General features: G+C 65.7%; 12 protein-coding genes. 4 read left to right on the plus strand and 8 right to left on the minus strand.

Going from position 1 to position 12,938, the window contains the following annotated elements; all coding sequences use genetic code 11:
* The first annotated feature begins 3 nt into the window (after nucleotides 1-3).
* Nucleotides 4-2,670, plus strand: coding sequence for a phosphatidylglycerol lysyltransferase domain-containing protein (locus C8E83_RS17325; RefSeq protein WP_170159992.1), 2,667 nt, complete (start codon nucleotides 4-6; stop codon nucleotides 2,668-2,670).
* A gap of 39 nt (nucleotides 2,671-2,709) precedes the next feature.
* Here C8E83_RS17325 and C8E83_RS17330 read toward each other — a convergent pair whose 3' ends face one another.
* From C8E83_RS17330 to C8E83_RS17350, 5 genes are all read right to left on the minus strand, one after another.
* Nucleotides 2,710-2,952, minus strand: coding sequence for a hypothetical protein (locus C8E83_RS17330; protein ID WP_121371335.1), 243 nt, complete (start codon nucleotides 2,950-2,952; stop codon nucleotides 2,710-2,712).
* A gap of 97 nt (nucleotides 2,953-3,049) precedes the next feature.
* Nucleotides 3,050-3,649: a TetR/AcrR family transcriptional regulator gene (locus C8E83_RS17335; protein ID WP_121371336.1), complete on the minus strand. Its 600-nt coding sequence runs from the start codon at nucleotides 3,647-3,649 to the stop codon at nucleotides 3,050-3,052.
* A gap of 106 nt (nucleotides 3,650-3,755) precedes the next feature.
* A complete protein-coding gene (gene msrA / locus C8E83_RS17340) occupies nucleotides 3,756-4,271 on the minus strand; it encodes a peptide-methionine (S)-S-oxide reductase MsrA (protein WP_121371337.1) in 516 nt (171 codons plus the stop codon).
* Nucleotides 4,268-4,747, minus strand: a complete 480-nt coding sequence (msrB, locus tag C8E83_RS17345) for a peptide-methionine (R)-S-oxide reductase MsrB (RefSeq protein WP_121371984.1) — start codon at nucleotides 4,745-4,747, stop codon at nucleotides 4,268-4,270. Before msrB ends, msrA begins: the two co-directional genes overlap by 4 nt.
* Nucleotides 4,748-4,864: 117 nt before the next feature.
* Entirely contained in the window at nucleotides 4,865-5,329 is a 465-nt protein-coding gene (locus C8E83_RS17350; RefSeq protein ID WP_121371985.1) for a MarR family winged helix-turn-helix transcriptional regulator, read from the minus strand.
* A 46-nt stretch (nucleotides 5,330-5,375) separates the two neighbouring features.
* Between C8E83_RS17350 and C8E83_RS17355 the strand changes: the two genes are divergently transcribed.
* The gene (locus C8E83_RS17355) at nucleotides 5,376-6,299 is read left to right on the plus strand and encodes an SDR family NAD(P)-dependent oxidoreductase (RefSeq protein ID WP_245981797.1); all 924 of its coding nucleotides are present in this window, start codon (nucleotides 5,376-5,378) and stop codon (nucleotides 6,297-6,299) included.
* Between the two features lie 178 nt (nucleotides 6,300-6,477).
* On the opposite strand, the gene C8E83_RS17360 is transcribed toward C8E83_RS17355, so the two are convergent.
* A complete protein-coding gene (locus C8E83_RS17360; RefSeq protein WP_170159993.1) occupies nucleotides 6,478-8,760 on the minus strand; it encodes a helix-turn-helix domain-containing protein in 2,283 nt (760 codons plus the stop codon).
* A 240-nt stretch (nucleotides 8,761-9,000) separates the two neighbouring features.
* On the opposite strand from C8E83_RS17360, the gene C8E83_RS17365 reads away from it, so the two are divergent.
* The gene (locus C8E83_RS17365; RefSeq protein WP_121371339.1) at nucleotides 9,001-9,849 is read left to right on the plus strand and encodes a helix-turn-helix domain-containing protein; all 849 of its coding nucleotides are present in this window, start codon (nucleotides 9,001-9,003) and stop codon (nucleotides 9,847-9,849) included.
* Between the two features lie 62 nt (nucleotides 9,850-9,911).
* On the opposite strand, the gene C8E83_RS17370 is transcribed toward C8E83_RS17365, so the two are convergent.
* A complete protein-coding gene (locus C8E83_RS17370) occupies nucleotides 9,912-10,553 on the minus strand; it encodes a DUF1269 domain-containing protein (RefSeq protein WP_245981798.1) in 642 nt (213 codons plus the stop codon).
* Between the two features lie 332 nt (nucleotides 10,554-10,885).
* On the opposite strand from C8E83_RS17370, the gene C8E83_RS17375 reads away from it, so the two are divergent.
* Nucleotides 10,886-11,548 (plus strand): hypothetical protein, encoded by a 663-nt coding sequence (locus C8E83_RS17375; protein ID WP_121371341.1) that lies wholly within the window; start codon nucleotides 10,886-10,888, stop codon nucleotides 11,546-11,548.
* 115 nt (nucleotides 11,549-11,663) lie between these two features.
* Here C8E83_RS17375 and C8E83_RS17380 read toward each other — a convergent pair whose 3' ends face one another.
* Nucleotides 11,664-12,878, minus strand: a complete 1,215-nt coding sequence (locus C8E83_RS17380) for a cupin domain-containing protein (RefSeq protein ID WP_211331720.1) — start codon at nucleotides 12,876-12,878, stop codon at nucleotides 11,664-11,666.
* Nucleotides 12,879-12,938: the final 60 nt, after the last annotated feature.

The following is a 12,938-nucleotide window of genomic DNA, read 5'->3' on the forward strand; positions in this document are numbered from 1 at the left end:
CCGATGGCCAGCGCAGTAGCCGCCGTGCTGTATGTCGTCATCGTGTTCGTCGGCGTCGCGGCCGAGAACCTCGGGCTGCCGCTCCCGGGACAGTCGCTTCTCGTCACCGCGCTGGCAGTGAGGCATCACACGGACACGTCCGGATGGCTCATCGCCGGGACGGCCGCCGCCGGAGGCGTCGTCGGAGACACAGCCGGATACGTCACCGGACGCAAGTTCGGAGACAGGATCATCGCCGAGGCATCGCAACGATTCCCGCGACTCATTCCTGCGTCAGGCGTGAAGCGTGCCCGCACGGTCGTGAACCGGTACGGCACGGCTGGTGTCGCCATTGGACGCTGGTTCCCCGTGCTGAGGATCTTCGTCGCCCCGACGGCCGGTGCGTTGCGCCTACCGTACCGAGCATTCCTCCCCGCGAGCATCGTCGGATCGGCCGTGTGGACGGCCGTCGTGTTCGGCGCGGTGACCATCGCGGGTCGAACCGCCCGAGAAGGCATACACGGGGCGACGTGGATCGCGCTCGGTGTCGCCGTCGCCGTCGCCGTCTCGGCGACGGTCGCCCGGTTCCGTTCCCCGCACGTGCAGGATCTCCAGACGCCGACAGCCGCCGGCGACCCGGTGCCTTGGCGTCGGGTCGGGGCTGTCGTGGCCAGACGGGCCTGGAGCGCCTGCACCGAGTACCCGTTCACCGTGGCTTTCACGGTGGGGTTCGTGACCATCGGTGTTGTCACCGGCGCACTGTGGCACGCCATCGACTCGCGACCGGATTTCGTGAGCCTTGCGTACGGGGCGCCGAACTTCGCGGAAGGGCGCTGGTGGACGTTGGTCACGGGCTCTCTCGTCGCCGCCGAACCGTTGCACTATTCGCTGTTCCTACTGATCTGTCCTGCCGCGTTATGGGCGTATGAGCGACGCGCGGGAACAGGAAAGGCGGTGATCGTTTTCACCGCTGGTCAGCTCGGGGCGGTGCTCATCACGGCGGCGCTGCTGACGGCGCTAGCCGGCACCGGGTGGGTTTGGCCCCGCGCAGTTGCCGGCGATCTGGACGTTGGACCGTCGGCGGGTTACCTCGCCGTCCTTGTCGGAGTCTTCTGGCGTGCTCCGCAGCCCTGGCGTCTGCGCGGCCTCACCGCGGTCGGCGCCATCGTGACCGTGTTCCTGCTGTTCAGCGGGACGGTCGCCGACGTCGAGCATTTCGTTGCCGTCGCCGGCGCGTTCGTGTTCCTGAAGAGACCAGGTCTGGCGGTTGGCTCTCTTCACGAACGTCGGCTGTTCGCATTCGCCGGAGCGCTGATGCTCGCCGCCGTGCCGTTGCTGACAGCCATCGGCCCAGAAGTCGGTCCGTTCGAGGTGTCTTTCGACGGGCTCGGCACGTGGATCTTCGTCGGTGTCGACATCGCCGTCGCCGGTCTGCTGACTTTTCCCCTTCACCGAGGACAACGAGCAGCGTGGCGGATCATGGTGCCGCTCGGGGTGTGCAATGTCGCCGTCGGGGTCAGTTCTCTCGCCTTCACGAGTGACGAAGCGATTGCGACGATCATTCGGCTGCCGACCGCCTACGCGGGATTGTGGTTGGTGGCCACCGTACTGCTGGTCTTCTCTCGGGACGCGTTCGCTGTCACTCGGCGGAAAGTTGGTCGAGAAGTCGCCGTCGGTCGCGACGACGCAGTGCGAGCACTTCAGCAATGGGGCGGCGAGTCACTGTCTTGGATGATCACGTGGCCGCACATGGAGTATCTCCGCGTCCGTGAATCCATCATCGGGTTTCAACGCCACAGGCCCGTGGCGCTGATCTTGGGGGACCCTATCGGCCCGGTCGCCGGCGCAGAGTCGGTGATGGAAGACATTGATCGGCAGGCCCGGCGTCTGGGCCTCACGCCGTGCTTCTTCGCCGCGAGTGAGGCGACACGGCACAGCGCTCCGCAGGGATGGGCGTCGCTTCGTATCGCAGAGGATGAGGTCGTCGACCTGGACGATGTCGCCTTCACGGGAAAGAAATGGCAGCCGATTCGCAGCGCCGTCAACAGGGCTGGACGGGAACGTGTGACCCTTCGCATGGTGACCCTTGAAGACGAGCCGGTCGACGTTCTCGAGCAGGTTCGGTCCATCTCCGATGGGTGGGTCGGCGATAAGGAGCTGCCGGAGATGGCGTTCACTCTCGGCGGCGTCGCGCAAGCCCTTGACCGGCACGTTCAGGTGGCGTTGGCTGTCGATGCCGCGGAGATCGTGCAGGCTGTCCTCAGCTGGCTGCCCGTCTACGGGGAGGGCGGTTCCATCCGCGGATGGACGCTGGATGTCATGCGACGCCGTGACGGAGCCATGCCCGGGGTGATGGAGTTTCTCATCGCGGCTTCTGCACGGTTCTTTCACGATTCCGGAGCGGAGTTCGTGTCCTTATCGGCCGCGCCGCTGGCGCCCGGCGGTGCCGACGTCGAGAAGCCTGAGCGGACGGTCCTCGACCTGTTGGCGAGGGTCTTGCAACCGGTGTATGCGACCGGCTCCCTGGAGTCGTTCAAACGAAAGTTCAACCCGGTTGGTGCGCCGCTGTTCCTCGTCTACCGCGACGCGGCGGATCTTCCCGGAATCGCTGTCGCTTTGACCCGCGCGTATTTGCCGGGCGTGACAGCTCTGCAGCTGAGCCGGGCAGGTATCGCGGCGATACGACGATGACCGTGTCGGAGAGGCCACATCGTGTCTCGACTCTCGGAGTCAGGCGCCGGGACCGGCCGCGTCGTCGGCCATCTCGAGGTATCCGCTGAGCCTGCCAGTGAAGTCGTCGGACGGCCGATAGGCGGCGTCGGCCAGAGCCTTCTGGTACTCGGTCTGCAGCTCGTCGAGGGCGCCGTCGATCTGCAGGACAGCGAGGGCATCCTGCTGGTTCCGGTCTAACGTCACCAGGAAGCCGATGGCCCGGTCGATGTCTTTGGCGCCGTGATAGGTGAATGTCGACACGTTCTCTCCGCTCGTTTTCGAGCAACCCTAGGGCCGTCCCGGCCTGACGAACGGAGTTCGAGTACTAATCGGGACATCCCCGACCGGGCTGGCGAGATCAGGCGATGCGGGCCGTGGTGAGCCGGGTTGACGTGTCGGCGATCGCTCGCAGTTGGGCGTCCGAGGCGGACAGATGGCTCATCTCGATGAGCGCCTGCGACACCAACACGATGTGAGACGCGAGCGGAGCCACGGCCTCCGGTGAGATGGCGTACCGCTCCTCGTCGACGGCTTGACGGATCCGGCGGGCCATGGAGGCTTCCATCTTGTTGATGGTGTGAGCTCCGATGCGTCGAACTTCCTCGATGCGCGGGCCGAGTTCGGCGAGGGAGTTGATCATCAGGCAGCCGCGTCTGTCCGGGTGTGATGAGCAATCGGCGATGATGGCCGAGAAGTAGTTCCCGACGGCCGATTCGAAGTCGCCCACGTGCGTGCGGATAATCTCATCGACGAGCGCAGCCCGACCGTCGCAGTAACGAGCGAAGACGGCGAGAAACAACGTCAGCTTGTTGCCGTACGCGGCGTAGATGCTGCCGTTGCCCACCCCGGAGCTGGACGCGATCACCTCGATGGAGGTTCGCTCGTAGCCGCGCACCCAGAACACCTCTTGGGCGGCGTCCAGGAGGCGTCGCTCGTCGAACTGGCGGGCTCGGGCCATACGGTCACGTTACAGGCAGGTCCCGTTTCGGTGAACGCCGACTTTCCTCACCGACCCCGCCGGCACGGGCTGCCGCCATGGTCCGACCGTTCGGCGATTCCGTGGTTCAGCTGACGGGGTGATCTTCCCGCACGGGGAGGCGCCAGTTCGGTCGAACGTAATGGCAGGTGTACCCGAACGGGTTCTTGATGAGGTAGTCCTGGTGCTCTTCCTCCGCTTCCCAGAACGGGCCGGCGGCGGTGACCTCCGTGACGACCTCGCCAGGCCACAGGCCGGACGCTTCCACGTCCGCGATCGTGTCGATGGCGATTCGGCGCTGTTCGTCGTTCGTGTAGAACACGGCCGAACGGTAGCTGCGGCCGATGTCGTTGCCCTGCCTGTCGAGGGTGGTGGGGTCGTGGATCTGGAAGAAGAATTCGAGGATTTCGCGGTACGTGATGACCTCTGGGTCGAACGTCACCTCGACGGCTTCGGCGTGGTCGCCGTGGTTGCGGTAGGTGGCGTTGGGGACGTCTCCGCCCGTGTATCCGACGCGGGTGGAGATGATTCCGGGGCGGCGGCGAAGGAGGTCCTGCGCTCCCCAGAAGCATCCGCCGGCGAGGATCGCGATTTCGGTGGTCATTTGCTTGTCTCCTTCGCGGTGGCGCGGAATGCGTCGTCGAAGAGGGCGAGGTACTCGCCGTAGCCCTGTGCTGCCATGTCGGCGAACGGGATGAAGCGCAACGCGGCCGAGTTGATGCAGTACCGGAGGCCGCCTTCGGACGTGGGGCCATCGTCGAAGAGGTGGCCGAGGTGGCTGTCGCCGTGGGCGGATCGGACTTCGGTGCGTCGCATGCCGAAGCTGTTGTCTTCTTTCAGCACGATGTTCTCCGGGTCCACCGGCTTGGTGAAACTCGGCCACCCGCAGGCGCTGTCGAACTTCCTGGTGGACACGAACAGCGGCTCGCCGGAGACGATGTCGACGTAGATGCCCGCCTCGTCGTTGTCCCAGAATTCGTTGGCGAAAGCCGGCTCGGTGGCTGCTTCCTGCGTGACCTGATACTGGCGGGTGGTGAGTTTGGAGATCGCGTCGGGCGATTTCGAGTACTTCGTGGACATCATGGATTCCCTTCGTCTCGTCGTTTCATGCTGACAGGGTTCCGGGTCCGGCAGATAGGACGGATGACTGCATTTCGCGGCGCACGTCGATGGTGGGAGCTGATGCCGCTTCGGGTGTCAGCGGCCTGCTGCGGTCTCGGGCCGGTTGAACCGGTGCAGTAGGGCGGCCAGGGCAGAGATGTCGTCGGCGGGCCAGTCGGCGACCCGTTGGTAGAACTCGGAACCTCGAAGGTCCAGTGCCGCGGAGACCTGCGTGCGTCCGCGTTCCGTGAGGGAGACGATGGTGCTGCGCCGGTCCGTCGGGTCCGTTGTCGTGTCGATCAGGCCGTGGTCTTTCATCTGCCGTATCAGGTTGCTCGTCGAACCACGGTCCATGGCCACCTCCGCGGCCAACACGCTCGGTTTGGCCGGGCCGAAATCGAATAGCCACCGCGCGAGATGAAAAGCCGCCGGACGCAAGGCCGGGTGGAACCGTGCCGCTGACCGCTCGGTAAGGGCTCGTGAGGCGGCGACGAGGGCGCTCAGTTCTTCACCCAGAGCGAGCCGCGGGTCGGGCGGTGTTGTCGGTTGGGACGCGCTCACGGTGCCCACCCTACTTGTATAGTTGGTAAATGCCAACTATCCGCCTATGGTTGGTAAAAACCAACTACATGGCGTGTGGCGTCAGGGCAAGGAGTTTGTGCTTGTGAAGGATCTGATGATCGTCGTGTTGACGGGGGCGACCAGCGGTCTCGGGCGAATCGTGGCCCGGCGGCTCGCAGTCGATGGCGTGCACCTCGTCTTACCTGTCCGGGATGAACGCCGTGGTGACGACTTGCGGCAGGAGCTTCACCGTCTCGCCACTCGTTCTGCGGTCGACGTGTTCGTCGCCGACCTGAGCCTGATGGCTGACGTCTCGCGGCTCGGCACGGACATCGCGGCAGCCGTCGACCGTGTCGACGTCCTGATCAACAACGCCGGCCTTCATGCCTTCGCCCCGCGCGGCACCGTCGAGGGATTGCCCGAGATGATGGCGGTCAACTACCTGGCACCGTGGCTGCTGACCGAGAAGGTGATGCCAGCTCTCAGCCGTGCCAGCGGGGGTCGGGTGGTGAACGTGGCGTCGGAAGCATCCCGCCGTCACGGCACGCTTGGGCTCCCGTCAGACCTCACTGACACCAGGCCGTTCACCGGCCGGCAGTCGTCGGCGCTGTATGGGAAGACGAAGCTGCTCGACATCATGTTCACCATGGAACTGGCGCGCCGAACCGCGGCCGCGGGAATGACCGCGAACTGCCTCGACCCGGGATTCAATGTCACGGGGCTCGGCCGCGAGCTGTCGTTCGCCGCCCCTCTGGAGCGAGTGCTGAAGGCTTTGCGGATCGGCGACCCCGCGCGAGGCGCGCACCTCATCCACCGGGTGGCTACCAGCTCGGAGTTCGACGGCGTCACCGGCGCGTACATCGGTGTGCGTCATGCGGAGCCTCTTGTCCCCGCCTGGCCGGCTGGCGACGAGGCGCTTCAGGAACGCCTGTGGGATGACACGGCCGCCCTGCTGGAGCCGTGGCGGTAAGGCTCCGGGCGGAGCCGGCGTCAGTCCGAGATCAGGTCCTCCTCGGCGGACACCAGGTCGGCTGCCGCGGACTCGATGGCTGCGTCTTCCGAGTCGTCGTCAACGTCGTGCGAGCTCTTGTTGCCGGGTGCGGATTCCATGCCAGGACGCTACGAGACCGTTCGCTGTGGCAGGAGCGTCATTTGACTCCATGCGGCCTGGAGTTCGCTGCCTCCGACAACCCCGCGTCGAGGGTGAGGAGATCTCCTCGAAGCTTGTTCAGATAGGCGTCTTCGCCGGACGTGCCGATGCGCTCGAGCGCCTCGGCGATGTCTCGTCGCGCCGCCGCGGTCTCCCCGAGCCCGACGTAGGCACTCGCTCGTCTACTCAGTGCGCCCGCGATGCGCAGCACCGAGTCCAGATCGTGGGCGAGGTCGAGGCTCTGCTGGGCGGCATCGAGAGCTTCCTCGAAGCGGCCTAGGGCTTGCAGGTTGGATGACATCTGATCGAGGATGCTCGCCTGCGCCACGCGACTGGCCACCGTGTGTGCCCGTTCACCGTGATCTCGGATCCGGGTCAACAATTCCCCGTATTCCGCGAGGCCTCGAGCGTGCTGCCCGCGTTGCGACTGCACCTTGCTGAGGACGAGGAGTGCCTGAGAAACGCCGTCCAGTTCGGATGCTCGTTCGAACGCGACAAGCGAGGCCGATGCCGCGGCATAGCTTTCGTCGAGGCGTTCCTTATGGCTGGCCGCCCAGGCGACGTAGAACAGTGCCCATCCGAGCTGCTTATCCCCCTTCGCGTCTCGGGCAAGGTCGGCGGCCCGGCGCCCGGTGTCGATGGCGGCGTCGTGGTCACGGCGCTCGACGATCTCCGCCCACGCCACGTAGCCGAGCTGTTCGGCTTCGAGGGCCGAGTTGCCCAGGTCGTGGGCGGAGCGGGCGGCGAGAGAAAAGAATTCGTGCCACCGCCCCCATTCGACCCAGAGGTCGGAGAACCAGTGCAGCGCGTCGGCGGTGTCGACGATGCGTCCGGCGTCACCGGCGGCGGCAATCGATTGCATGGCCGGCCACCAGTGCGCGACCTCGAGTTTGATCCACGCCCCTGCCGTGTCAGCGTCGGGAAAAGTGAGCCCCTCATCCGCTGGTCTGTCCGGGCGGCGGTCTGTTTCGAACCAAGCGCCGGCCCGTTCGAGGCTGGTGAGGAACCATCGGTGCAGCGCCTCTCGACGGCGTCGCACGCCCGATTCGCCCTCGACTGCGAGCAGCCGCTGAGAGGCGAACAATCGAGTCAGGTCGTGCATGCGGTAGCGGACGTTTCCTCGCGCATCGAGCAGCCCTAAGTCGGTGAGCTGATCGAGACCCGCTTCGGTTTCCAGAACATCGGCGTCGAGGGTCGCGGCTGCGATGCGGGCGTCGAAGGTGGCGCCGTCGATGATGGAGATGCTGCGGAACAGTGTTGCAAGGCCGTCGTCGAGGTCGCTGTAGGAGAGGTCGATGGCGGATTCCACCGCAAGATCTCCGGCGACGAGAAGTCGAAGCCGATCCTCCGCCTGCGCCATCCGGTCGATGAAGTCCTCCGCCGTCCACGCGGGGCGGCTGGCGATCCGGTTTCCCGCGATGCGCAACGCCAGAGGCACCCGATCGCAGAGCATGGCCAGTTCTGACAAGTCCGTGTCGATGCGCTGTCGTTCGGGGATGAGCCGGGCCAGGAGCCGCGTGCTGTCGGTGTCGGCCAGGGGGCCGACCCACACTCTGTGCGGCCCTTCCAAGCCGGCGAGCACCCTCCGTGAGGTGACGACGACGGATCCGGCCGTGGTGCAGGACAGGACGGTGCGGACTTGCGCTTCGCTGCCCGCGTTGTCCAGCACGACGATAGGGGCGTATTCGGTGGTGGCCGCCGCCCACATCTGACTGGCGGCGTCGAGGTTCGCCGGCACCTTCTCCGCGATGTCTGGGATCTGTCGCAGGAGCGCGCGGAGGACCTGGACCGGGGCCAGCGGGTACGCGTTGAACCCGTCGAGGTCGACGAACACGATGCGGTCGCCGTCCTGGTTGAATCGGCTCAGCGCCTCGACGGCGATGCTGGTTTTACCCATCCCGGGAGGGCCGCTGACGACGACGACTTTCGCGCCCGACGTCGTGTCGTCGTTGAGGAACGCAGTGACCTCCGCGATTTCGTCATCGCGGCCTGTGAAGTCAGCGACGCGATGCGGTGACAGGGCGGTCACCCGGGTACTGGCGGGCTGGGCAAGTCGTTGGGCCTTCGCGGCGCCTAAGAAGTCTTCCCGGTCCGCCGGCGTGAGGTCGAGAGCGGCGGCGATCATCTGTAGTGTTCGGCGCTGGGGGATGCTGCTGATGCCCCGTTCGATGTCGCTCAGCGTTCGCGCGCTGACTCCGGACCGCTCCGAGAGGCCTTCGAGGGTCAGGTCCGCGAGCAGTCGGAGCTGTCGGAGTTGCGCTCCGAGGGGGAGAGTGGTCATCGAGCCGGTCGCAGTTCTGCATTGTTTCTGCATGGCGCCGCGCCAGCCTGGTCCGCTGTCATTGGCTGAGGGCACATGACATAAGCGTGGCAGGGCGCCCGGTCCCGGACAATGCGACATCCGTCTCGACTCGGACCCACACGACGAGGGAAGTGAGGGCAGCATGACACCACCCGCCATCCCCCTGCCCTCGTGCGAGGCTCGACCGTCAGCTCATCCCACCTCCGGCGGGGTCCAGTCATGAACAGCCGGTCGACGCTGCTCGGCGACTACCTCCGAACCCGAAGGGACCTGGTCCAGCCGGAAGACATCGGTTTGCTGCGAGAGCCGAATCGACGCGTGAAAGGACTGCGTCGCGAGGAGGTGGCGGCGTTGGCCGGCATCAGCCCGGAGTATTACCTCCGACTCGAGCAGGGGCACGCACATCAGCCATCCGAGCAGGTGCTGAACTCCCTCGGGAGAGCGCTCGATCTCGACCCTGCCGCCATCGACTATCTCCATCGCTTGGCGCGGCCGAGCAACCGCACCGAATCGAACCCTCGATCCCGGGCGACGAAAGACGAGCTTCAGCGACTCCTTCGGCGCACCGCGGACCGGCCGGCTTTCGTCATCGACGACAACATGGACGTTGTGGCCGCCAACCCTCTGGCCGAGGTGCTGGGGCCCGGGGCCATGTCCACCGGTAGCAATCGCCTCGTTCGCATGTTCTCCGACGAATGCCGGGGCATGTACGACGACTGGGCCGAACGCGCCGCGGAGATGGTCGCTGTGCTCCGCATGCGTGCGGACCCCGAGTCGTTGCGCCTGCAGCAGATCGTGGGTGAACTGTCGATGCACAGCGTCGACTTCCGGCTCCTCTGGGCTCGCCACGACGTGCACGTGTTCACGTCGGGAACGTGCCTGGAAATGATTCAGCCGTTTGGTGCGGTCGAGTTCGAATACGACGACCTGCGGATCATGAGTCACCCGGACCTGACGTTGACGACTCTGTATGCAGCTCCTGGCAGCATAGGTGCCGGCGTCATCGCCTACGCCTCCGCTCGACTCACCAGCGCCACCGAGACGGCCGATATCGACCTTCTGCCCTGATCCACGGCACGGGCCGCCCGCATCTCCGACCGGGGGATCGGGGACGAAGGCGACCCGCGGATTTACGCCACGGGTGTCAGATCGTGCGCCAGCTCCCGTTCCTCGTCGTCGCTCAACGACGTCTGCACGACGGTTCCGCCGAACGGTGCGAGCGCGTCCGCGAACTTGTCCTGGGTGAGCTTGGTCGCGTAGATGACGACGGCGGAACGTCCCCGGGCAAGTTCGGACTTCACCCGGTCGCGGAATGCCGCGTTGACGCCCGTCTTGTCCAGGCGTGCGACGAGTGCCCCGATCGCACCGCCGACGACCAGGCCCACCAGTGGAACGAAGAAGAACAGACCGATGAGAGCGCCGAAGACCGCCCCGCTGGCCGCCGCCAATCCCACCCGGTTGCCCTGGTCGGGCATCTCCACTCGCGTCTTCCCCTTGTCGTCGACGTGGACGAGCGCGAGGCCCGCCAGTTCGATGATGAGGTCGCGTTCGAGTGACTGCACCGCTTCGAAGGCGGCCTCCGCCTTCGCTTCGTCCTGGTACGACAAGATGATGAGATCCGCCATCGCGGTTCCTTTCCTCGGCTGCAACGACCGGCGCGGAAGCGCCGACAGTGGGTGGGCGGTGCCGCCCATCCCCGTCACGAGTGTCCCGGGATCGTCGCCCAACAGGCCTGCGTCGGATGACCCGAATCGGCTGTCTGCCTTGGTCATGGCTCCCTCATCGAGAGAGCCGCGGCACGCGGGGCCCAGCGCTCGGAACACATCGACGGCGACGACGAATGGACCGGGCACACCGCCGAGGAGGACACCGAACCGGTCGGCTAGAACCTGCAACCGAGGCAACTGACTGGCACGACAAAGAAAGTTAGAGCCGCCACCTGAGTCATTCGACGCGCTGCGCCATCGACATCACCCGGCCATCCCGCAACGGATTGCCGGGTGGTGTCGTGTTTGATGACTCGAACCCGCCGAAGGCGCCCCAGCAAGGGCGCCGACGTAGGTACGGTTCCCCCATCCATCGAGGATGAAACGGAGACCCCATCGTGAATGCCGGCACCCGCAAAACTTTCCACGCGCTCCTCGGCGGGAAAGCCCCCCGAGACCTCAGTTGGGACAAAGTCATCGACCTGTTCGAAGACATCGCTGACGAGGTCCACCGAGAAACCAGCGACCGGGTCGCCGTCACGATGGGCGGCCACCGGACCGTATTCCACCGACGTCACGACGGACGGCTCAGCCTCGACGACATCGAACAAGCCCGGCACTTCATCCGCACCGCCGACGCCCCCGGCATGCCCGTCCATCTCCTCGTCGTCGCCATCGACGACGAACGCGCACGACTGGTGACCTTCGATCTCGACCAGGCAGCGACCGTCTCCACCGAACACGACCTCACCGACAGCGACGACCGGTCACGACACCTGCGCACCGTCGAACGGCACACGGGACGTGACGATGCCCAAGAGGAGAACGCGTTCTTCGACACCGTCGCCGCAGACATTCGAGCCAGCGGACACCTGGACTTCGTCATCCTCGGTCACGGCACCGGAAAAGCAAACGCTGCCGCCGGGCTCCTCGACCGGATCCGCGCCCACCACCACGACATCCTCGAACGGTTCGCGGGCGTCGGCGACATCGACCTGTCCGCCGCAACACTCACCGACCTCGAAGACGCTGCTCGGGCTGTCCTCGACAACGGGTTCTGACGCGCGACAGACACCACGCCGGACCGACGTTTGCCGTCGTCACTGAGCGAAAAGACAGAAGTGGTGCCGAGTGACTTCACCCCGGCACCACTTCTGGTCGTGTTGTGCCGGGCGACTACTTGCGCAGAGGCGTGATGCCCTGAGTCTCGCGGGGGAACGTCGCCAGGACGTCCTCCGGGATGTTCAGATGCTGCGACACCAGCGCCGGCGGGACGTGCGCCAGCCAGTTCGCCAGTGACACTTCCTCGTACCGGTCGCTCTTGAACGTCTCGATGTAGATCAGCTGTTCGTCGCCGGTGTTCTCGACGTAGTGGCCGAGGTTCCTCTTGACGAGGCCGACGTCTCCGGCGTGGAAGTCGGTCGTGTTGGCGTGCGGGCCCGTGTTGAACACGGTCATGCGGCCGGACCCCTTGAGGAAGTACTGCCATTCGTCGGCGTTCGGGTGCCAGTGAAGTTCGCGCATCGACCCGGGTTCCAGGATCGTGAGAGCTGCTGCGACCGTTTTCGACGCCGGGAAGTTGGTGCTGTCGGCGATCTGGATGCTGCCTCCGCTGTTCTTCCGCGCCGGAGCGGACTGCGACAGTCGGAAGATCACCGCCTCCGTGTCGGGCTGCACACCGGCTGACGCGCGGTCGGCCTCGAGGTCGCCGGGAACGTCTCCGGGGAAGATCCACAGGTTGTGCAGCGGAATGTCCTTGAACACCTCCTGGGCGACCCCGAAGTTCTTCGCGAGCACGTCCGGCGGGGTGTGCGCGAACCAGTCGCTCAGCAGCAGCGTGTTGCTTTCCGACTGCGCGCCGTTGTCGAATGCGAGGACGAACTCCGCGCCGCTGGGGCCGAGACCCTGCAGCGAATGGGGAAGGCCCGGCGGAAAATACCAGAGGTCGCCTTCGTTGACGTCGTCGACGCTGGGACGTCCGTCGCGGCTGAGAGTGGTGATGCGGCAGCTTCCGCGGGTCATGATGGCCCATTCCGCGGTCTGATGCCAGTGGAGCTCCCGGATTCCGCCGGGCTCCAAGTACATGTTGACGCCGGAGATCTCGTCGGAGATGTTGAAGTCCGCCTGGGTGACCTCACGTGCCCAGCCGCCGCGTTGCACACGCCTCGGGGAGATGTTGAACGATGACCAGAAGAACGGCTGAGTGCTGATGTCCGTGGCCGGCGCGTTCATCTGATTCGGGAACTGGCTCTCGAGCACCGGGTTCCGAGGCCCGGTCATGACGAGGCTGCTCGGGTCGTCTGCGACGTTGGGCAGCCCTTCCTGCGGAAGGTCGGGGTTGCCGAGGACCGGTGTCTCGTGATGCGGGGCCGTTGATTCTTCAGGTGTCATGGGTCTCTCCCTTATCGAAGCGAACGGGCTGCTCGCCGTCTTTCGATCACACCGGAACCG

Source organism: Frondihabitans australicus (assembly GCF_003634555.1).
Taxonomy (GTDB): Bacteria; Actinomycetota; Actinomycetes; order Actinomycetales; family Microbacteriaceae; genus Frondihabitans; species Frondihabitans australicus.

What these genes read in the sequence shown, in the direction of transcription:
- C8E83_RS17325 (WP_170159992.1), top strand. Translation starts at nt 4, where the DNA reads ATGGCCAGCGCAGTAGCCGCCGTGCTGTATGTCGTCATCGTGTTCGTC.
- C8E83_RS17335 (WP_121371336.1), bottom strand. Translation starts at nt 3,649, where the DNA reads ATGGCCCGAGCCCGCCAGTTCGACGAGCGACGCCTCCTGGACGCCGCC.
- msrA (WP_121371337.1), bottom strand. Translation starts at nt 4,271, where the DNA reads ATGACCACCGAAATCGCGATCCTCGCCGGCGGATGCTTCTGGGGAGCG.
- msrB (WP_121371984.1), bottom strand. Translation starts at nt 4,747, where the DNA reads ATGTCCACGAAGTACTCGAAATCGCCCGACGCGATCTCCAAACTCACC.
- C8E83_RS17355 (WP_245981797.1), top strand. Translation starts at nt 5,376, where the DNA reads ATGGTTGGTAAAAACCAACTACATGGCGTGTGGCGTCAGGGCAAGGAG.
- C8E83_RS17360 (WP_170159993.1), bottom strand. Translation starts at nt 8,760, where the DNA reads ATGACCACTCTCCCCCTCGGAGCGCAACTCCGACAGCTCCGACTGCTC.
- C8E83_RS17365 (WP_121371339.1), top strand. Translation starts at nt 9,001, where the DNA reads ATGAACAGCCGGTCGACGCTGCTCGGCGACTACCTCCGAACCCGAAGG.
- C8E83_RS17370 (WP_245981798.1), bottom strand. Translation starts at nt 10,553, where the DNA reads ATGACCAAGGCAGACAGCCGATTCGGGTCATCCGACGCAGGCCTGTTG.
- C8E83_RS17380 (WP_211331720.1), bottom strand. Translation starts at nt 12,878, where the DNA reads ATGACACCTGAAGAATCAACGGCCCCGCATCACGAGACACCGGTCCTC.